Raw genomic sequence first — 18,775 nt, 5'->3', positions numbered from 1 at the left:
AGTTCAGGAAACGCCGGGCGAGTTCCGGAGCCAGTCGTACGCGGCTTGTGCCGTGAACTCCTCCTGGCCGCCCCGCAGGAGCAGACCCGCGGTGGCGAACTCCGGGGCGTCCGCCTGTGCCGGGACGTACGGGATCGCGATGCACCGCATCCCCGCCGCGTGCGCGGCGGCGGCGCCCGGGGCGGCGTCCTCCAGCACCACGCAGGCCGCCGGGTCCGCCCCGAGCCGGCGGGCAGCCTCCAGGAAGACGTCGGGGGCCGGCTTGCCGTGCGCGACCTCGTCGGCCGAGACGACGGTCCGCAGACGGGCGTCCAGGCCCGTGCCCGCCAGGACCGCCTCGATGGCCTCGGGCGAGGACCCCGAGGCCACGGCCATGGGCACGTCCTCGGCCGCGAGCAGCTCGACGAACGTGCGCATCTCGGGGTACGCGCGCGTGGAACCGCGCGCCAGTTCCAGATAGCGGCGGTTCTTGGCGGTGAACAGTTCCTCGGCGGAGGCCCGCAGACCGTACCGCTCGATCCAGTCCGCGACCGTCTCCTGCGTGCTGATGCCGACGTACCGCTCGTGGTCCGTCCAGCTGAAGTCGGCGACGCCGTGCTCGGCGAGGGTTTGCCGGCCCGCCTCGTAGTAGTTCGGCTCGCTGTCCACGAGCGTTCCGTCGAGATCGAAGATGACCGATATGCCGCCGAGATTGCTCATGATTCCAGCATGTCAAAGACCATGATCCGCAGACCGCCAGGGGGTCAGGACCGGGCCGCGCGGCCGATCGACTCCACCAGCGGCAGCAGCCGGTGGGGGACCCGCTCACGCAGGGCGATCTCGGTGCGGGTGCGGACGACCCCGGGCAGACTGATCAGCTTCTGGACGACGTCCTCCAGATGGGCGTTGTCCCGCGCCACGACCCGGGTGAGCAGATCCCCGCCGCCCGTGATGGAGAACGCCTCGACGATCTCGGGCACCGCCGCCAGCGCGTCGCCCACCTCGTCGAGATGCCCCTGGGTGACCTCGATGTGCACGAACGCGAGCACCGGATGCCCGAGCGCGGCGGGGGAGAGGGCCGGTGCCGTGCCGGTGATCACGCCGTCGCGCTCCAGACGGTCGAGCCGGGCCTGCAACGTGCCCCGGGCGACACCGAGGATCCGGGCGTACTCGCGCACGCTCGTGCGCGGCTGCTCCAGCAGCAGCCGCAGGATGCGGGTGTCGAGCTCGTCCACGGCCATGCCACGCTCTCCTCGTCCGTTGGCCCTGCCACGGCCGCTCCCCGGCCGCCCCGGATGTACCAATGGCACAGTCTAGAAAGAGCCTGTTGAGCCAGTGGCGTCCGGGATGCTGATATGGACGCGTCGATGGCGCTGCGGACCCCGCGGCGCCTTTTTCATGCTTTCTCATCCGGCGTTCCGATCCGGTGTTTCGAAGGAGGCGGTAAGCGGTGCTGAAGAGGGTGTTCGTGGCTCCGGATCCGGGGCGGACGCGGTTGCGGTTCGCCACGCGCGCCGTGCTCGGCATCGCGCTCGCGGTCGCCGTGTGCGGCCTCGCCGGACACTCCCTCACCGGGGCCGTCACCGGCGGTCTCGCCGCCCTGCTCGCCCTGTTCACCGTCACCGACGCCACGGTCCGCGGGCAGGCGGTCACCACCGCGCTGCTGCCCGCCGTCGGACTGCCCGTGCTCACCGCCGCGGCCGGACTGCACGACCACCCGGTGGCCCGCGACCTCACCTTCCTCGGCGTGGTCGGCGCGGGCGTGTACGCGCGCCGCTGGGGGCCGCGCGGGCACAGCCTCGGCGTGTTCGCGTTCATGACCTTCTTCGTGGCGCAGTTCCTGCACGCCACCCCGGGCCAGCTGCCCGAGGTGTACGCCGCGGTCCTGCTCTCCGTCCTCGCCGCCGCCGTGGTGCGCTTCGGGCTGTGGTGCTACGAACGCCGCCTGCCCCCGCCCGCCGTGCCCGCACCGCCGGGCGGGACCGGCCTGGCCCGGGTGACCACCCGCCAGGCGGTCCAGGCGACCGCCGGCGCGGGGTTCGCCCTGCTCGTGGGCCAGCTGGTGTCCGGGCAGCGCTGGTACTGGGCCGTCGGCGCCACCTGGTGGATCTTCGTCAACACCACCTCGCGCGGCGAGACCCTGGTCCGCGGCTTCCGCCGGCTCCTCGGCACGGTCATCGGCATCGCCGCCGGCCTGCTCGTCGCCCTGCCCGTGCACGGCGACCCGACCGTCACGGCGGTCCTCGCCGCCGCGTGCGTCTTCGGCATCTTCTACACGGCCGCCGTGTCCTACACCTGGATGATGCTCTGGGTGACCCTCCTCGCCGGGCTCCTCTACGGCCTCCTCGGCGTGCTCGGCCCCGGCCTGCTCGCCCTGCGGCTAGCCGAGACCGGCGTCGGCGCGCTCGGCGCCGCACTGGCCGTGATCCTCGTCCTGCCCGTCACCACCCACAGCATCACCGACGCCTGGATCCAGCGGGCCCTGCGCTGTGTCCACACCTGCACCGCCGAGGCCGCCCGGCGCCTGGCGGGCGCGGCCGACGCCGACCCGGCCCCGCGGGCGGCCGAACTGGAGCAGCTGCTCGCCCGGGTACGGCTCTCCGTCGCCCCGCTGGTGCATCCGCTGAACCCGATGCTCGGCCGCAAGCGACGCGCCCGGCACGTACTCGCTCTCCTCGACGACTGCGCCCGGGAGATCCGGGGCCTGGTCGCCGTCGCCGCCGACCCCGAGGCCTCCCACGACGCCCGTCTGGCCGCCGCCTGTCATCGCGTACAGGCCGCGGTCGAGGCGCTCACCGACGGCGGAGACGTCTCGGTCCAGGCGGACACCCCCGCCACGACGGAACCCGCTCTGGCCCACCTCCACGGCCTGGAGCGGGCCCTGTCGGAACTCGCCCGACCGCTGCGCACCTCGTCGGGTTCGCCGTGGGTCGGGGCATGAGGGCTGCACGGCGCAGCGCTGAGGGGGCCTGCCCGGGTTTGCCCGGCGGTCGGGTCCGCCGCTGAACGGGGTTGAGCGCGGCACGGCCTCGGAGCGGTTCTGGGCCGGACTCGCCCGGCCGCTCCACGCATCCTCGGGTTCGCCCTCGGCCGGTGCGTGAGCGGTGCGTGCGCCTGAGCGGGGGCGGCTCAGTCCTTGACCGTTTGGTCTAGACCGCGCATGATCGGCACGCGGCATTCCCGACGGCGGCGCGGGCATTCCCGACAGCGGCGCGGGCATTCCGGACGGTTGCGTGACAGTGCGGACGAGAGGGGACAGCCGTGGCTGACGAGGGCGGGCGGCGGGCGTACATCGGGTCGTTCACGGCGGCCGGCGGCCCGGGGATCGTGACGGCGGCCGTCGATGCCGACAGCGGCGCGCTGACCGTCCTGAGCAGCGTCGACGCCGTCCCCGACCCCGCCTACCTGGCCCTGTCCCCCGACGCGGACGTCCTGTACGCGGTCAGTGAGACGGCCGAGGGCGCGGTGGCCGCGTACCGAGTGGACGGGGACAAGCCCGAGCCGGCCGGGCGGCCCGTGCCGGTCGACGGGGACGGGCCGACCCACCTCAGCCTGTTCGCCGGACACGTCCTGACCGCCAACTACGGCTCCGGCAGCGTCACCGCGATCCCCGTCCGCCCCGACGGCACCCTCGCCCGGTCCGCCGCCCACGTGCTCCAGCACACCGGCGCCGGCCCGCACACCCCCCGCCAGCACGGGCCGCACGCCCATCACGTGCAGCCCGACCCGAGCGGCCGCTGGGCCGTGAGCGTGGACCTCGGCACCGACTCCGTGCGGATCTGCACGCTGACGGACGGCACCCTCGCCCTGCACCGGGAGACCGCCCTGCGGCCCGGCTCGGGCCCGCGGCACCTCGCCTTCCACCCGGACGGGTCGTACGCGTACGTCGTCAACGAACTCACCCCCTCCGTCACCGTCTGCCGCTGGGACGCGGCCGGGGGCGTGCTGACGCCGCTGACCGAAACCCCTGTCCTGCCCGGCGCACCGGCGCGCGACGCCTACCCCTCGGGCATCGTCACCTCACCCGACGGCCGCTTCGTGTGGACCGCCACCCGCGGCGAGGACGTCCTGTCCGTGCTCGCCGTCGAGGGCGAGGAACTGCGGCTGATCGCCACGGTGCCCTGCGGCGGCCACTGGCCACGCGCCCTCGCCGCCTCCGACGGCTTCCTCTACGTCGCCAACGAACGCTCCGGCGACGTGGCCTGGTTCGCCACCGACCCGCGCACGGGCATCCCGCGACGCGCCGGCTCGATCAGGGTGCCGGCGGCGTCGTGCGTCATCCTCGGCTGACAGGGGTGTGCGGGGGCGCCCCGCCCTGACGACCAAGGACCGTCCCGACGACGAAGGCCACCCGTACGACCGAGAAGGCCCGCCCCGGTCCGGGGCGGGCCTTCTCGGTCGTACGGGGCGACGTCAGCGAACCGGCGTGCCCTGAGCCTGCTGCGGCGTGATTCCCAACGCCGTCGTGTACTTGGCCAGCGCCAGCTTCCCGATCGCCGGGTACGGCCCGAGCGACTCGGCGGCGGAGCACTCCGCCTCCTTCGCGGCCTCCTCGACCAGCCCCGGCTCGATCTCCGGCCCGATCAGATACGGCGCGAGGGCCAGCTGCTGCGAACCCGAGGAGCGCAGCTGCTCGGCGACGGACGCGATGGAGCCCTCCTGGTCCAGGGCCGCCGCCATCACCGGCACCGCGAGGCGCGCGGCGAGCAGCATGCCGGTGATCCCGGCCGCCTGCACGGCCTCGTCACCGCCCACGGACGCCAGGATGATGCCGTCGGCGGCGGTGGCCACGGTGAACAGCCGGGCCCGGTCCGCCCGGGCCAGACCGGCCTCCGAGAGCCGCACGTGCAGCGCCTCGGCGAGCAGCGGGTGCGGGCCGAGGACATCGGTCAGCTCGGCGGCGATCCGGCTCTCCATGACGGCCTGGCGGACCCGGCGCAGCAGCGCGCTGTCCGGGCCGGCGAGCAGCGGCACGACGACGGCGACGGGCCCGTCGGGCTCCCTGACGTCCATGCCGGCGGCACGCGCCTGCTCGAAGCGGGCGGTGCGCTCCTCGGCGGTGTACGTGAGCACGGCCTGAAGCGTGGGGAACTCCGCGTTGTCCCCGTCGAGGTACCCGATGCGGGCGTCGATGCCGGGCAGCTCGGAGCGGGCGATGCTCACGACCTCTTCGGCGAGGCTGCGGGTGGCGCTACTGGGCGTGCCCGGCACGGCGAGGACGAGCGCGGGCGCGCCCTCGGGAGCCACCAGCGGCTCCGGACGGCGGTGCCGTCCGGGCTGGCGGGGTCGCGGCATTCGTACTGGGAGGCCGGACTCGGGTCCAGTGGGGGAACTCATGGCGCCGCATGTTACTGGTTTCCTGGGCTCCCCTGTTCGGGGAGGGTGCAGGTGAGCGGTATCCGTCCGGTTTTGTCTGATGAGTTACGTACAGATGGAATGACGTGCGGATGGTGCGCGACCGGATCAGTCACCCGAGAGGGTTGTCACGCTCAGCATGGCCTCGTCACCCGGCAGAGTGAGCGGACCGGCGCTCAGCTCGGCCGCCATGCGCACCGAGCCGTGCAGCGGATCGCCCTCGGCCGGCACCCGCCGCGCGTGCGGGAGCCGCCGCGCCAGTTCCTCGTCGAGGGGCACGAGGAGCGGGTCGCCCATCTTGAACAGGCCGCCGGTGACGGCGAGGCGCGGCTCGCCGCCGGACGGGCACACGGCCGCCGCGGAGTCGGCCATGTGCCGGGCGGCCGCGCGCAGGATGCCCGCCGCCACCGGGTCCCCGTCCGCGCAGGCGGCCACCCGGGGCGCGAACGAGGCGAGGACGGCGGGCCGGTCCGGACGCGGATACAGCGCGCCGGGCAACCCCGCCACGGGCCCGAACACCTCCTCGACGCAGGCCAGCAGCCGGGACGAGCCGCCCGCCCGCCCGTCGTGGGCCCGCAGCGCCGCCTCCAGTCCGGCCCGCCCGATCCAGGCACCGCCGCCGCAGTCGCCGAGCAGATGCCCCCAGCCGTCCGCCCGACGCCAGCCCGCCAGGTCGGTGCCGATCGCGATCAGTCCCGTACCGCCGGCGATCACGGCGCCCGGCCGGGGCCCCAGGGCACCGACGTACGCGGTCACGGCGTCGGCGGCCAGCGCGACCCTCCGCACGCCGAACTCCCGGGCCAGGGCACCCGGCAGTTCCGCGCGCAGCCCGTCACCGAGCGAGGCGAGCCCGGCCGCGCCGACGACGGCGGCGGTCAGCCGCACGGGACCCGCCTCGGCGGTCAGGGCACGCACCAGGGGCACCAGCCGCGCCATGAAATGCTCGGGGTCGATGCCTCGGTCACCCGTGCGCACCGGCTCGTCGGACGCCCGCCGGGCGAGCGGTCCGCGCTCGGCGGTTCCCACGGCCACCCGGAGTCCGGACCCGCCGGAGTCCACGGCGAGAAAGCCGGAGCCTTGCGGCGCCGAGATTTCCGACGCCGGGCCTTCCGAGGCCCCGGTCACGGCAGGCGCCAGTCCACCGGTTGGCCGCCCTGGCGGATCAGGAGGTCGTTGGCCCGGCTGAACGGGCGGGAGCCGAAGAAGCCCCGGTCCGCCGACATGGGGGAGGGGTGGGCGGACTCCACGGAGGGCAGGTCGCCGAGCAGCGGGCGCAGATTGCGGGCGTCACGGCCCCACAGGACGGACACCAGCGGCTTGCCGCGCGCCGCCAGGGCCCGGATCGCCTGCTCGGTGACCTCCTCCCAGCCCTTGCCCCGGTGGGCGCCGGGCTTGCGCGGGGCGGTGGTGAGTGCCCTGTTGAGCAGCAGCACGCCCTGCCGCGTCCACGGCGTGAGGTCGCCGCTGGACGGCTGCGGCAGGCCCAGATCGGTGTTCAGCTCCCGGAAGATGTTGATGAGGCTGCCGGGCAGCGGCCTCACCTCGGGCGCGACCGAGAACGACAGCCCCACCGCGTGCCCCGGGGTCGGATACGGGTCCTGACCGACGATCAGCACCCGTACGTCGTCGAAAGGTTGCTGGAAGGCCCGCAACACGTTCGGCCCGGCCGGGAGGTAGGTGCGTCCCGCGGCGATCTCCGCGCGGAGGAAGTCCCCCATGGCGGCGACGCGTTCGGCCACCGGTTCCAGGGCCTTCGCCCAGCCCGCTTCGACGATTTCATGCAAGGGTCGTGGTGCCACGGGCGTCACCCTACTGCCGTACGGGCAGCCGGGATCAACCGGTGGCCAAGGCCCGCTCGTAAGCTCATTCCTCGCCCCGCCCCCGGCCTGGCCCTCCGCCTCGTCCTCCCCTCAGCCGACGACCGCGGCCCGCACGCACAGCACGTCCGGCAGATGCGAGGCGAGCTGCTGCCAGCTGTCGCCGTCGTCCGCCGAGGCGAAGACCTCGCCGTTGCGGTTGCCGAAGTAGACGCCCGCCGGATCCGCGTCGTCCGTGCACATCGCGTCGCGCAGCACCGTGCCGTAGTGGTCCTCCTGCGGCAGCCCCGCCGAGAGCGGCTCCCAGCTCTTGCCCGCGTCCGCCGTCCGGTAGACCCGGCAGCGGTGGTCCGCCGGGACCCGGTCGGCGTCGGCGTTGATCGGGAACACGTACGCGGTGTCGCCTCTGTGCGGATGCGCGGCCGCCGCGAAGCCGAACGTGGACGGCAGGCCCTCGCCGATGTCCGTCCAGTGAGCGCCCGCGTCGTCGCTGCGGTAGACACCCCAGTGGTTCTGGAGGTAGAGCCGGTCCGGGGTCGCCGAGTCCCGGGCGACCTTGTGCACGCACTGGCCGAACTCCGGGTTCGGGTCGGGCAGGAACACCGCGGAGACGCCCGAGTTGGCGGGCGCCCAGGTCGCGCCGCCGTCCAGCGTGCGGAACACGCCGGCGGTCGAGACGGCGACCGTCACCGCCCTGGGATCGCGCGCGTCGGTGAGCACGGTGTGCAGGCCCTCACCCCCGCCGCCCGGCACCCACTTCGACCGCGTGGGGTGCTCCCACAGGGGCCGGACGAGCTCGAACGTCTCCCCGCGGTCCTCCGAGCGGTACAGCGCGGCCGGTTCCGTGCCCGCGTACACCACGCCCGGCTCGGCCGCCGCCGGGTGCAGCTGCCACACCCGCTCCAGGGACGCCCCCGTGTCCTGGGGGAACTTGACGGCCGGCCGGGCCGGTTCCGTCCACGTCCGGCCCAGGTCGTCGGAGTGGAACACGGACGGGCCCCAGTGCGCGCTGTCGCCGCCGGCCAGCAGCCGCGGGGTCGCGGTGCGGGTGTCGATGGCGACCGAGTACACGGCCTGCGCGTTGAAGTAGGGGCTCTCGTCGAACTGCCAAGCGCCACCGCCTCGCCGGCGCCCGATGAACAGGCCTTTGCGCGTGCCCACGGCGAGCAGTACCTCGGTCATGCCGATCACCTCCGCGGCGTCGTCGTCGACGCCCTCGTCTCAGACACGGGCCAGTCTGCACCCCACCACTGACAGTCACCCCCGCAGCGGACTCCAGTGCAGGTCAGGGCCGTGTCGACGCGATGTGCGGGCGTCCGTCGCTCTCGCCTGCGAAGGCGCCGCCGTCGACCGCGGCGCCCTCCCGGGGTACGTGCAGTGAGCATCCAGCGGCCCTCTTCCGTATGGGGAGGGCGGCGGGATGGTCATGCGCTCGTGAGGAGGATGCCTTCGATGGCGTTACGTGGTCCGAAGGTGTGGCTGTGGCGCTGGCGGCGCAATCCGCTCAAGCGGCGCGCCGACAGGGTGGAGGCCTGGGTCGTGCTGGGCGTGTGGACGCTCACCGTGTTCGTCGGGGTGCTCGCCGGCCTGACGGTGGGCCGGTCCGTCGAGGACGGCCTGGCCCGCGAGCGCGTCGAGTGGCGCCCCCTCGTGGCCCGGCTCGCCGAGCGGGCTCCCGGGACGGCCTCCGAGAACGGCGATGTCTCCCGTGCCGAGCACGTGTGGGCGGAGGCACGGTGGACCGCCGCGGACGGTTCCTCGCACTCAGGGCAGGTGCGGGTCCTGGCGGGCAGCCAGGCCGGTTCGCCGATCACCGTGTGGACGGACCGCGAGGGCCGTCAGGTGACCCGCCCCGTCACCGAGGCCCAGGCCCGCGTACGCGCTTCCCTGATCGGCGGCGCGGCGGGCGTCTGCGCGGCGACCGCGCCACTCGCCGCCGGCCGCGCGGTACGCCGCCGCCTGGAACGCCGCCGCGTGGACCAGTGGGACGCCGAGTGGTCCCGCTTCGGCCCGCTGTGGGGGCGCACGACGGGGTGAGCGGGTGGGGCGGTCCCGTCCGGACGGGCCCCGACGAGGACGGGCCGGTCCCGCCCGACGAGGCCGGGCCCCTCCCAGCCCGGCCGCCCTACCCGCCTCCCTCCCGGGCCGGCACCACCCGGCACACCCGCAGCAACCCCTCGTCCTCATGGATGTCGTGGCTGTCGTAGCCGCCGGAGTCGCTCCGATGCCGTCGGGGGGACATCAGCTCCGCTCGCAGCAGGTCGTGCAGGGGCGCTCCCCCGGGACCCAGCGCCGCCACGCACCCGGCGATCGTCGTACGGGTGCGCGGGTGCTCGACCCACGCGGCGCGGAGGACGGGAAGAACCTGCTCCGGCTCCCCGGCGATGCGCCACACCGCGCACGCCGCCGCGGCCCGTTCCGAGGCTTCGCCGGAGCCGGTCATCCGGCGCAGCGCGGGCAGGGCCGTACGGGCCGCCGGCCCCAGCCGTCCGAGCACGTCCGCGGCATCAGCGGGGCGGTACCGGCCGCTCCCGGGCTCCGTCAGCTTCCGGAGCAGCACGGGCACGACGGCATCCGCCTCACCCGTGAGGGACCACAGCGCGTCCGCGGCCGCGACGGCGCAGCCGGTCTTCAGCAGCCCGCGCAGATCCGGTATCGCCTCGCGCGCGGCGCCGCCGAACACCCCGAGCGCGCGGACCGCCGCCCCCGTGACGGCGTCGCGCAGCCGCAGCCCGTCCGGCATGCCACGCAGCAGACGCAGCACCGACGGCACGGACTCGGCGTCGCCCAGTGCCGCGAGCGCCGACAGGAGGGGAACGGCCCGCTCGTGCGTGTCGGGGCCGTCGAGCCGAACGCGGGCGAGGCGTCGCCGCAGGGCCGGCGCGAGCGGCGCGGCCGCGCGGCCCAGGTGGGGTATCACCAGCCCCAGGTCGTGCGGTACGACCGGGCCCGCCAGCACCTCGGCCAGCACCGGCGTGGCCCGCGCGTCACCCGCCCTGGCCAGCGCCTTGAGCGGGCCGCCCAGTGTCGGGGCTCCCCGCTCCCGGTGACGTATCCGGAACTCGGGACGGCAGCTCACCAGCGCGTGGAGGTGGTCCGCCGCGGGCAGGGCCAGTTCGAAGAGTTCCACCAGGACGGCGACCGCCGCGTCGTGCAACCGTGCCTCCTCGGCGCCCAGTTGGGCACCTATGAGCGCGACCGGCTCCGCCACACCGGCACGCCACTCGCGGAACAGCCCGGCCGACATCCACACGGCGTTGCACCGGTCCAGGGCATCCGGGCTGGTCAACTGCCCGCACAGCAGGGCGACCCGGTCGGCCACCCTTCCGTCGAGCGCGGAGTGCAGCGTGCGCAGCAGCCGGGAGCCCTCCTCGTCCGAGGGGCGCAGCCGCCGCAGCCGCCCGGCGAGCGTGTCCACACCGGGCCCGTGCGGCGCGGGCCTCCCGTGGACGCGCTGCCCGGACCTGTCCCGGAGCAGCCGGACCACGGTCGGCACGAGATCCGCGGGAAGCAACTCCGGTGCGCATCGCGCCAGCTGCCCGAGCGCGGCCAGCCGCAGCGCGGGTCCGTGAGGCGGCCCGCTGAGTGCCGCCAGCAGGTACACCGCCTCGGCGGCGTGGGCGTCGCCGGTCGGCAGGTGCCGCCGTGCGAACAGGCCGAGGCCCTCGGCCAGGGCGAGCAGGACCCGGTCGTCCCGCTCCACGGTGATCCGCTCCCGTATCAGGGCGAGCACCCGCGCCGGCCGGTCGAGGAACCGCACGAGGGCCACCGGAGCCGCCCGGCGCACTCCGGCGTCCGCGTCTCCCGCCAGCCGGACGAAGACATCGGCACCCGCCCGCAAGGCGGCACCGGCCCTCGCAGCGAGATCACCCGATCCGTCCCCGCCTCCGCCCGATCCGTCCCCGCCCTCGTCGCGCCCACCTCCGCCCTCCTCGGGCCCACCGATGCTGACGAGGAGCTCCACGATCCCCGCCCGGTCCCGCACCTCCTCACGGACGGCGAGCGCGAGGAGAAACGGAACACAGGCGAGCGTCGAGTCGTACACGTCGCCCTGGTGGTGCACGGCGCCGTACATCCGGTCGAGCGCGGTCTCCCGCTCGGCCGGGTCGGCGGAGGCCAGTCCCCGCAGCAGCCCGGGCACGTCCTCCGCGCTGCCGTCGGCATGCCGCAGCGAGGCCCAGTCGACCTCGTCGATCCCCCTGAACACGTTGTCCTCCCCAGGCGAAGTGCCAACTGACGGGGAGTCTGCACCACGGCACTGACAACGAAGCGGAATCGGGCGATGACGGTGCGCGAACTGTGCGCCCGTTGGCCGACGGCGACTCTCTCGCCCCGGGCAGGGGCGGTTCAGTTCCCGCCCGGCAGCGCTCGCTCCACGATCGCGCCGAGGTCCGCCCCCTCCGGCAGCGTCCCGAAGGCGTACCCCCAGTCGCCCCCGAGCCGCGTCGCGCAGAACGCGTCGGCGACCGCCGGCGGGGCGTACCGTACGAGGAGGGAGGCCTGGAGCGTCAGGGCCATGTCCTCCACGAGACGGCGGGCCGTCGTCTGTGACGCCCCGGACAGCCGGTTCTTCAGCCGCGTCACGGCCGCGTCCAGCCGGGCGTCCGCCCCCCGGGCCAGAGCGAACTCGCTGAACAGGGCCTCGGCGGTGCCCGGTTCGCGGCTCAGCGCCCGCAGCACGTCGAGGGCGTTGACGTTCCCCGAGCCCTCCCAGATCGACAGCAGGGGAGCCTCGCGGTAGTGCCGGGGCATGCCCGAGTCCTCGACGTAGCCGTTGCCGCCGAGGCACTCCAGGGCTTCCGCCGTGAAGGCCGGGCCTCGTTTGGTCACCCAGTACTTGCCGACGGCTGTGGCGATCCGGCGGAACGCGGTCTCCCGGTCGTCCCCGCGGATCGCCCGGTCGGCCGCGCCGGCCAGCCGCAGGGTGAGCGTCGTGGCCGCCTCGGACTCCAGCGCGAGATCGGCCAGAACGTTGCGCATCAGCGGCTGGTCCACCAGCCGTGCGCCGAACGCGCTGCGGTGCCGCGCGTGGTGCCCGGCCTCGATGAGGGAGGTGCGCATCAGCGCGGCCGACATCATCACGCAGTCCAGCCGTGTGCAGTTGACCATCTCGATGATGGTCTTGACGCCCTGCCCCTCGGGCCCCACCAGCCAGGCGACGGTCCCGTCGAACTCGGGCTCGGAGGAGGCGTTGGAGCGGTTGCCCAGCTTGTCCTTCAGCCGCTGGATGCGGAAGGTGTTGCGGGTGCCGTCGGGCAGCACGCGCGGCACCAGGAAGCAGGACAGGCCGCCCGGGGCCTGCGCCAGCACCAGGAACACGTCGCACATCGGCGCCGACGTGAACCACTTGTGCCCGCGCAGGGTGTACACCCCCGGTTCGGACGAGGGCGTGGCCGTCGTGGTGTTCGTCCGGACGTCGGAACCGCCCTGCTTCTCGGTCATCCCCATGCCCGCCAGCAGCCCGCGCTTCTGCGTCGGCACCCGGAGCCCGGGCTCGTACTCCCGGCTGGTCAGCAGCGGCTCGTAGACCTTCGCCAGCTCCGGCTGCCTGCGCAGCGCGGGGACGGCCGCGTACGTCATCGACGTCGGGCAGCCGTGCCCCGCCTCGGTGTGCCCCCACACCAGTCCGCCGGCGGTCCGGGCGACATGGGCGCCGGGCCGGTCGTCCGCCCAGGGCGACGCGGCCAGTCCCGCGGCGATCGCGGCGCCCATCAGGTGGTGCCAGCTCGGGTGGAACTCGACCTCGTCGACGCGGTTGCCGTACCGGTCGTGGGTCCGCAGCTGCGGCTCGTGGCGGTTGGCCAGGTCGGCCCACTCCCGCGCCTGGACACTGCCGGCCTGCCTGCCGAGCCGCCGCAGGTCCTCCTCGGCCCACCCGGCGCCCTCCCGCCGCAGCCCCTCCAGCAGGGCCGTGTCCTCGGAGGCGTCGTACGGGGCGAGTGGCGGGGCCTGGTTCGTGACGTCGTGCGTGGCGGACCCGCCGTACGCCTGCTGTGCGCCGAGTGTCGAGACCATACGTCGAGTGTTGCACTTGGTCTACGGCCGCAGCAATCCTGCAACACGAAATGGTGCCGCGTACAGTACGTGACCATGCCGAAGAACGTCCCGGCGCGGCCCGGCGCGCTCGATCTGCGGCCGCTGTCCGCGCGGTCGGTCGTGCTGAGCCTGCTGCTCGGCACGCATCCCCCCGAACTTCCGGTCAGGGAGCTCGTGCGGCTCACGGAGGGCTTCGACGTCGGCGGCTCCACACTGCGGGCGGCGCTCAGCCGGATGGTGGCCGCCGGTGATCTGCGGCGCACCGGCACCGGCTACCGCCTCAGCGACCGGCTGCTGGAACGCCAGCGCCGCCAGGACGACGCCGTGCGCCCGCGCACACGCGCGTGGAACGGCGACTGGGAGATGGTCGTGATCACCGCGACGGGACGCGGCCCCGCCGAACGTGCCCACCTGCGCGCCCGGCTGACCGCCCTCCGGCTCGCCGAACTCCGCGAGGGCGTCTGGCTCCGCCCCGCCAACCTGGCCCGCGCCCTGCCCGACGACCTGGACCCGGTGGCCCAGCACTACACGGCCCGCCCCGGCCGGCCGGCTCGCGAGCTGGCCCGGAGCCTGTGGCCGCTGGACGCCTGGTCCGCCACGTCCCGGGCGCTGCTCGCCCACATCGCCGAGGCGCCTCGCCCCGCCGACCGTCTGACCGCCTTCGCCGCCGTCGTGCGGCACCTGCTGGCCGACCCTGTCCTGCCGCCCGGACTCCTGCCCGCCGACTGGCCGGGAGCGGGGCTGCGCGCCGCCTACACCGACTATCAGAGGGAGCTGATGGGGGAGGTACGCGCGCGTGGGTGGGGCGCATGACGCGAGCGGCCGTGCGCAGCGCCCGCCGGGACGCTTCGCACGGCCGCCTTCACCGTGGGGGGTTGCGGTTGCCCGAGGGGCTACTTGTAGGTGATGTCCGAGGTGGAGTAGAGGCAGTTCTTGCTGTCGGGTCCGGATCCGACGGCGGTGTTGTTGTTGTACTTCTGGCAGGGGACGACCTTGCGGCCGGAGTCGTTGCGGATCGTGATGTTCCGCAGCGTCGCCACGTCGTTGCGGTTGACGTTGATACTGGCGAGCCGGGCGGTGGTGCCCGTGCCGGTCACGTCGATGGTGTTGAGGTTGACCTTGCGGGTGTATTGCGTGGAGCAGTCGCCGCAGGAGCGGTAGAGCGTCTTGAACTCCTGCACCGCGAAGTTGGAGATGGTCAGCGTGCCGCCGCCGTTGTGCTGGAAGACCTTGTCGGCCGCCTTCTTCGCGCCGCCGCCGATCACCTGGTAGGTGGCTCCGTTGCCACCGCGGAAGGTGGCGGCGTCCTCGCCGACGTCCTCCCACCAGACGTTCTGGAGCGTGCAGCTGCCCTCGCAGTGGATGCCGTCGGCGGCGGGGGCGCCGAGGATGACGTTCTTCAGCACCGCGCCGTCCGCGAGCTTGAAGATCGGGTCCTGGCCCTCCTCCTGGCCGTCACCGGCCAGGCTTCCGGTGCCGTAGAACCGCTTCATCCCGTAGTCCTTGGTGCCGGACACGGAGATGGTGGAAGAGGTCCCCTGGCTGCCGTTCGGAGTCGGCCAGGTGGCGGCGCTCGCCGTCGGCGCATTGGTAGTCATGATCATGCCAACCGAGAGCCCGAGGGTGGCCAGTGCGCCGGTCAGCGCGCGCCTGCGGGCGCGCGGACGTGTCGCAGAAGTCATGTCCCGATTCCTTCTGTCGTGTTGAGCGTATGGGGGGTGTCCGAGCGGACGGGGTGTCAGAGCTTTCCGGCGCCCGCACCCGACGTCACCGAGGCGACGACGGACGAGGCCGGCTCCGCCGTGTAGGCGTACGGCGGGCTGGTGAAGCTGCCGACCCGCGAGACCTCGGTGGCGGCTCCACCGAGATCGTTGCCGCGCAGGTTGGCGTATCCGTCGACGTCGCTGCTGCGGTTCGTGGTGACCGCGACCTTCGTCGAACGGAAGACGTTGTTCTCGACCAGCATCTGGGCGCCCATGCGCGAGTGACAGGCGGTGTCGGCGCCCTCGACGTAGTTGTTGTAGAAGTGCCCGGTGCCGAAGCGCAGGCTCGGGATGCGCGAGTACACGTTGGCGAAGTGGTTGTGGTGGTACGTCACCTTCAGGTGCCCGGTGTCCTGGCTCGCGTTGTTGTCGCTGTGGCCGACGAGCGAACCCTTGAAGTGGTTCTTGAAGGTGTTCCAGGACACCGTGACGTTGTCCGCGCCGTGGTTGACGTCCAGCAGACCGTCGTAGTGGTCCTTGTCGTGATCGCGGTCGGCCGAGAAGGAGTTGTGGTCGATCCAGACCTTGCTCGACGCCTCGACGGTGATGCCGTCGGCCGGCGCCAGCGGCTTGCTGATGTCGAGGTTGCGGATGACGACGTTCGAGACCTTCTTCAGCCGGAGTCCGCCGCCGGTGAACCCGGAAGCCGAACCCACGCCCAGGACGGTCGTGTTGGACCCGACGTCGACCTGACCGCTCAGCGAGATCAGGCCGTTGACCCGGACGACCTTGGCCGAGTTGCCGGTCACCGCCGACTTGAAGGCGCTCAGTGTGGAGACGGTGACCGCCGAGGCGCTGCCGCCGCCGGTCGTTCCCGCGCCGAACCCGACGGGCGAGGTCTCGGCGGCCCCGGCCGGCTGGGGAACGGCCAGGACCGCCACGGTCGCCAGTGCGGATGCGGCGGCGAGCGCCAGGGTGGATCTGCGGACACGTGTACGTGGGGGATGAGTACGCATGTGGGGGGCGTCCCTTCGTGGTGCCTTCATGGTGCCAGGTCGGTCATGTATATGAATGAGGTTCGCCATGTTGTTCACCGCGCGCGCTGTGTGCGGCCGGTCCGGAGGCCCCGCCATGCCTCAGGGGTGCACTTCCCCGGGCCGCGCAGGCCCCGGCGGGCGCCCTGGCGGAGGCGCTCCCGGGTCACACTGCTGAACGGAACGTAGGGGGCAAGCGCTTTCTAGTCAACGCCTCGCGCAGAACACATTCGGTCGGACCTGGTCGGAGCGGCGGCGCTGCGGGAAGCGCCGTGGGAGCGCTTCCATGAGAGCCATGTCCATGTCACTATGCGGATCGGACGCTTCCCTTCACGAGAGGGCGGGTCGATGAGGACTCCGCGCATGCGTACGTTCGTCAACGGGCTGGTGTTCACGCTGCTGGCCGTCGGTGTGCCGGCCCTGGGCCCGGGACCGGCGGTCGCGGACACGCCGCGGCCGGGCCGCGCGGGCTCCCTGCCGGGGTCGTTCGCCTGGTCCTCGAGCGGCCCGTTGATCAGCCCGAAACCGGACGCCGGCCACCCGATCCTGTCGGTCAAGGATCCGACGGTGTTCCGGTATCAGGACCGCTGGCACGTCTACTTCACGACCGCCGACACCGCCGGGCGCTGGAGTCTCGGGCACACGAGCTTCGCCCGGTGGTCCGAGGCCGCCTCGGCTCCCCAGACGTTCCTCGACGCCAACCCGGACATCGGCGATCGGTACGCCGCGGCGCCCCAGGTCTTCTACTTCGCGCCCCAGCGGACCTGGTACATGGTCTACCAGACCGGACCGCCGTCCTACTCGACCACCAAGGACCCCTCGGACCCGCTCAGTTGGAGTGCCCCGCGGAACTTCTTCGACGGTGAGCCGACCGTCGTGACCGAGAACAAGGGCGACGGAGCCTGGCTGGACTTCTGGACCATCTGCGACCGGACGGACTGCTACCTGTTCTTCTCGGACGGCAACGGCCACCAGTACCGCTCGCGCACCACCCTCGCCGAGTTCCCGAACGGCTTCCGCGACACCGCCGTCGTGCTGTCCGAACCCAACCGCTTCGACCTCTTCGAGGCGGGCAACGTCTACCGGCTCGGCGACGGCGACGGCTACCTCATGCTGGTCGAGGCCCTCGCGACCGGATCCGACTGGCGGCGCTACTTCCGGGCCTGGACCGCCGACAGCCTGGGCGGCGCTTGGAAACCGCTTGCCGACACCGAGGCCAACCCCTTCGCCCGCTCGTCCAACGTCGCCTTCGAGGCCGGACAGCCCGCCTGGACCAGGGACTTCAGCCACGGCGAGATGATCCGCGCCGGCGTCGACCAGACCCTCACGATCGACCCGTGCCGCCTCCAGTTCCTCTACCAGGGGATGGACCCCGCCGCGAGCGGCGAGTACTACCGGCTGCCCTGGCGGCCGGCCCTGCTGACCCAGACGAACTCCACCTGCTGAACCACCGCACGACGTCCTGCGAGCCGCGCCTGACAACCGAAGGGACCCGGACGTGCCTGCCACCCCCCAGCCCATGACGAGGAGACCGCTGCGGTCGATGCTCCTCGCGCTCCTCGCCGCGCTGCTGCCGTTGCTCGCGGCCACCGCGCTCACCGCACCCTCGGCCGCTGCCCGCGAACCCGCACGCGAGTCCGCCCGTGCGAAGGCCGTACCCACCGCGACCCTCACCGAGGTCACGGACTTCGGCACGAACCCCAGCAACCTGCGGATGTACCTGTACGTGCCGGAGAGCGTCAGACCGAACCCGGCGGTCGTGGTCGCCGTGCACTGGTGCACCGGCTCGGGCCCGGACATGTACAACGGCACCGAGTACGACACCCTGGCCGACCAGTACGGGTTCATCGTGCTCTACCCGTCCGTCACGCGCAGCAGCAAGTGCTTCGACGTCTCCTCGCCCCAGGCACTGCGCCGCGGCGGCGGCAGCGACCCGGTCGGCATCAAGTCGATGATCGACTGGGTGACCCGCACCTACGACGCCGACACCGGCCGGGTGTTCGCCACGGGCATCTCCTCCGGCGCGATGATGACGAACGTCCTGCTCGGCGACTACCCCGACGTGTTCGCGGCGGGCGCCGCCTTCTCCGGCGTGCCGTTCGCCTGCTTCGCCACCACCGACGGCTCCGAGTGGAACAGCAACTGCTCGGGCGGCACGATCACCCACACCCCGAAGGAGTGGGGCGACCTGGTCCGGAACGCGTACCCCGGCTACAGCGGCCCCCGTCCGCGCATGCAGATCTGGCACGGCACCGAGGACGACGTCCTGCGCTACCCCAACTTCGGGGAGCAGATCAAACAGTGGACGAACGTGCAGGGCGTGAGCCAGACGCCGGCCGCCACCGACACGCCCCAGTCCGGCTGGACCCGCACCCGCTACGGCGGCACGGGTGACCAGGCCCCCGTGGAGGCCGTCAGCCTCCAGGGCGTCGGCCACAACCTGTACGCCCACGGCATGGCGTCCCGCGTGCTCACCTTCTTCGGCCTCGACAAGTCCGGCCCGGCGCCCCAGCCCCAGCCCGGCGCCTGCAAGGTGACGGCCGCGGTGAACGCCTGGAACACCGGCCTGACCGCCTCCGTGACCATCACCAACACCGGTACGACGACGGTCAACGGCTGGAAACTGGGCTTCACGCTCCCGGCCGGGCAGACGGTCACGGGCGGCTGGGGCGCCACCTACACGCCCTCGTCCGGGTCGGTGACCGCGACCAACGTGTCCTACAACGGCACCATCGCGCCGGGCGCGAGTGTGAGCATCGGCTATCAGGCCAGTCACGGCGGCAACAGCGCCGGACCGGCCGCGTACACCCTCAACGGGACGGCGTGCGCGACCGGTTGACACGCGAGCGGT

At 73.3% G+C, this 18,775-nt stretch carries 16 protein-coding genes; 6 read left to right on the top strand and 10 right to left on the bottom strand.

Annotated elements, in window-relative coordinates; all coding sequences use genetic code 11:
- Window positions 1-3: 3 nt before the first annotated feature.
- Both QF034_RS04505 and QF034_RS04500 read right to left on the bottom strand, forming a co-directional pair.
- The gene (locus QF034_RS04505; protein ID WP_307173685.1) at window positions 4-699 is read right to left on the bottom strand and encodes an HAD family hydrolase; all 696 of its coding nucleotides are present in this window, start codon (window positions 697-699) and stop codon (window positions 4-6) included.
- 44 nt (window positions 700-743) lie between these two features.
- Window positions 744-1,220, bottom strand: coding sequence for an Lrp/AsnC family transcriptional regulator (locus QF034_RS04500; RefSeq protein WP_020276158.1), 477 nt, complete (start codon window positions 1,218-1,220; stop codon window positions 744-746).
- A 209-nt stretch (window positions 1,221-1,429) separates the two neighbouring features.
- Between QF034_RS04500 and QF034_RS04495 the strand changes: the two genes are divergently transcribed.
- Both QF034_RS04495 and QF034_RS04490 read left to right on the top strand, forming a co-directional pair.
- The gene (locus tag QF034_RS04495; RefSeq protein WP_307173684.1) at window positions 1,430-2,920 is read left to right on the top strand and encodes an FUSC family protein; all 1,491 of its coding nucleotides are present in this window, start codon (window positions 1,430-1,432) and stop codon (window positions 2,918-2,920) included.
- A 320-nt stretch (window positions 2,921-3,240) separates the two neighbouring features.
- The gene (locus QF034_RS04490) at window positions 3,241-4,269 is read left to right on the top strand and encodes a lactonase family protein (RefSeq protein WP_307173683.1); all 1,029 of its coding nucleotides are present in this window, start codon (window positions 3,241-3,243) and stop codon (window positions 4,267-4,269) included.
- Between the two features lie 123 nt (window positions 4,270-4,392).
- On the opposite strand, the gene QF034_RS04485 is transcribed toward QF034_RS04490, so the two are convergent.
- From QF034_RS04485 to QF034_RS04470, 4 genes are all read right to left on the bottom strand, one after another.
- On the bottom strand, window positions 4,393-5,316 hold the full coding sequence (locus QF034_RS04485; protein WP_307173682.1) for a sirohydrochlorin chelatase: 924 nt from the start codon (window positions 5,314-5,316) through the stop codon (window positions 4,393-4,395).
- A gap of 126 nt (window positions 5,317-5,442) precedes the next feature.
- A complete protein-coding gene (locus tag QF034_RS04480; RefSeq protein ID WP_370880768.1) occupies window positions 5,443-6,366 on the bottom strand; it encodes an N-acetylglucosamine kinase in 924 nt (307 codons plus the stop codon).
- An 89-nt stretch (window positions 6,367-6,455) separates the two neighbouring features.
- Window positions 6,456-7,133 carry a uracil-DNA glycosylase gene (locus QF034_RS04475; protein WP_307173681.1) on the bottom strand — a complete coding sequence of 226 codons (678 nt, stop codon included), beginning with the start codon at window positions 7,131-7,133 and terminating at the stop codon, window positions 6,456-6,458.
- A gap of 111 nt (window positions 7,134-7,244) precedes the next feature.
- A complete protein-coding gene (locus QF034_RS04470) occupies window positions 7,245-8,342 on the bottom strand; it encodes a WD40/YVTN/BNR-like repeat-containing protein (protein ID WP_307173680.1) in 1,098 nt (365 codons plus the stop codon).
- A 261-nt stretch (window positions 8,343-8,603) separates the two neighbouring features.
- On the opposite strand from QF034_RS04470, the gene QF034_RS04465 reads away from it, so the two are divergent.
- Window positions 8,604-9,188 carry an Rv1733c family protein gene (locus QF034_RS04465; RefSeq protein WP_307173679.1) on the top strand — a complete coding sequence of 195 codons (585 nt, stop codon included), beginning with the start codon at window positions 8,604-8,606 and terminating at the stop codon, window positions 9,186-9,188.
- Between the two features lie 88 nt (window positions 9,189-9,276).
- Here the strand turns inward: QF034_RS04465 and QF034_RS04460 are convergent, their stop codons facing one another.
- Window positions 9,277-11,358, bottom strand: a complete 2,082-nt coding sequence (locus tag QF034_RS04460; protein WP_307173678.1) for a HEAT repeat domain-containing protein — start codon at window positions 11,356-11,358, stop codon at window positions 9,277-9,279.
- A 140-nt stretch (window positions 11,359-11,498) separates the two neighbouring features.
- Window positions 11,499-13,166: an acyl-CoA dehydrogenase family protein gene (locus QF034_RS04455; protein ID WP_307173677.1), complete on the bottom strand. Its 1,668-nt coding sequence runs from the start codon at window positions 13,164-13,166 to the stop codon at window positions 11,499-11,501.
- A gap of 75 nt (window positions 13,167-13,241) precedes the next feature.
- Between QF034_RS04455 and QF034_RS04450 the strand changes: the two genes are divergently transcribed.
- Window positions 13,242-14,000 (top strand): PaaX family transcriptional regulator C-terminal domain-containing protein, encoded by a 759-nt coding sequence (locus QF034_RS04450; RefSeq protein ID WP_307173676.1) that lies wholly within the window; start codon window positions 13,242-13,244, stop codon window positions 13,998-14,000.
- An 80-nt stretch (window positions 14,001-14,080) separates the two neighbouring features.
- Here QF034_RS04450 and QF034_RS04445 read toward each other — a convergent pair whose 3' ends face one another.
- Window positions 14,081-14,869 (bottom strand): pectate lyase, encoded by a 789-nt coding sequence (locus QF034_RS04445; protein ID WP_307173675.1) that lies wholly within the window; start codon window positions 14,867-14,869, stop codon window positions 14,081-14,083.
- Between the two features lie 56 nt (window positions 14,870-14,925).
- Entirely contained in the window at window positions 14,926-15,906 is a 981-nt protein-coding gene (locus tag QF034_RS04440; RefSeq protein ID WP_307173674.1) for a pectate lyase family protein, read from the bottom strand.
- 381 nt (window positions 15,907-16,287) lie between these two features.
- Here QF034_RS04440 and QF034_RS04435 point away from each other — a divergent pair, with 381 nt between their 5' ends.
- Both QF034_RS04435 and QF034_RS04430 read left to right on the top strand, forming a co-directional pair.
- On the top strand, window positions 16,288-17,370 hold the full coding sequence (locus QF034_RS04435) for a glycoside hydrolase family 62 protein (RefSeq protein ID WP_307173673.1): 1,083 nt from the start codon (window positions 16,288-16,290) through the stop codon (window positions 17,368-17,370).
- A 73-nt stretch (window positions 17,371-17,443) separates the two neighbouring features.
- On the top strand, window positions 17,444-18,763 hold the full coding sequence (locus tag QF034_RS04430; protein WP_307173672.1) for an extracellular catalytic domain type 1 short-chain-length polyhydroxyalkanoate depolymerase: 1,320 nt from the start codon (window positions 17,444-17,446) through the stop codon (window positions 18,761-18,763).
- Window positions 18,764-18,775: the final 12 nt, after the last annotated feature.

Origin of the sequence: Streptomyces africanus (genome assembly GCF_030816955.1) — a bacterium.
Taxonomy (GTDB): Bacteria; Actinomycetota; Actinomycetes; order Streptomycetales; family Streptomycetaceae; genus Streptomyces; species Streptomyces africanus.
Note: the sequence above shows the minus strand (reverse complement) of the source record. Positions and strands in the feature narration are given on the sequence as shown.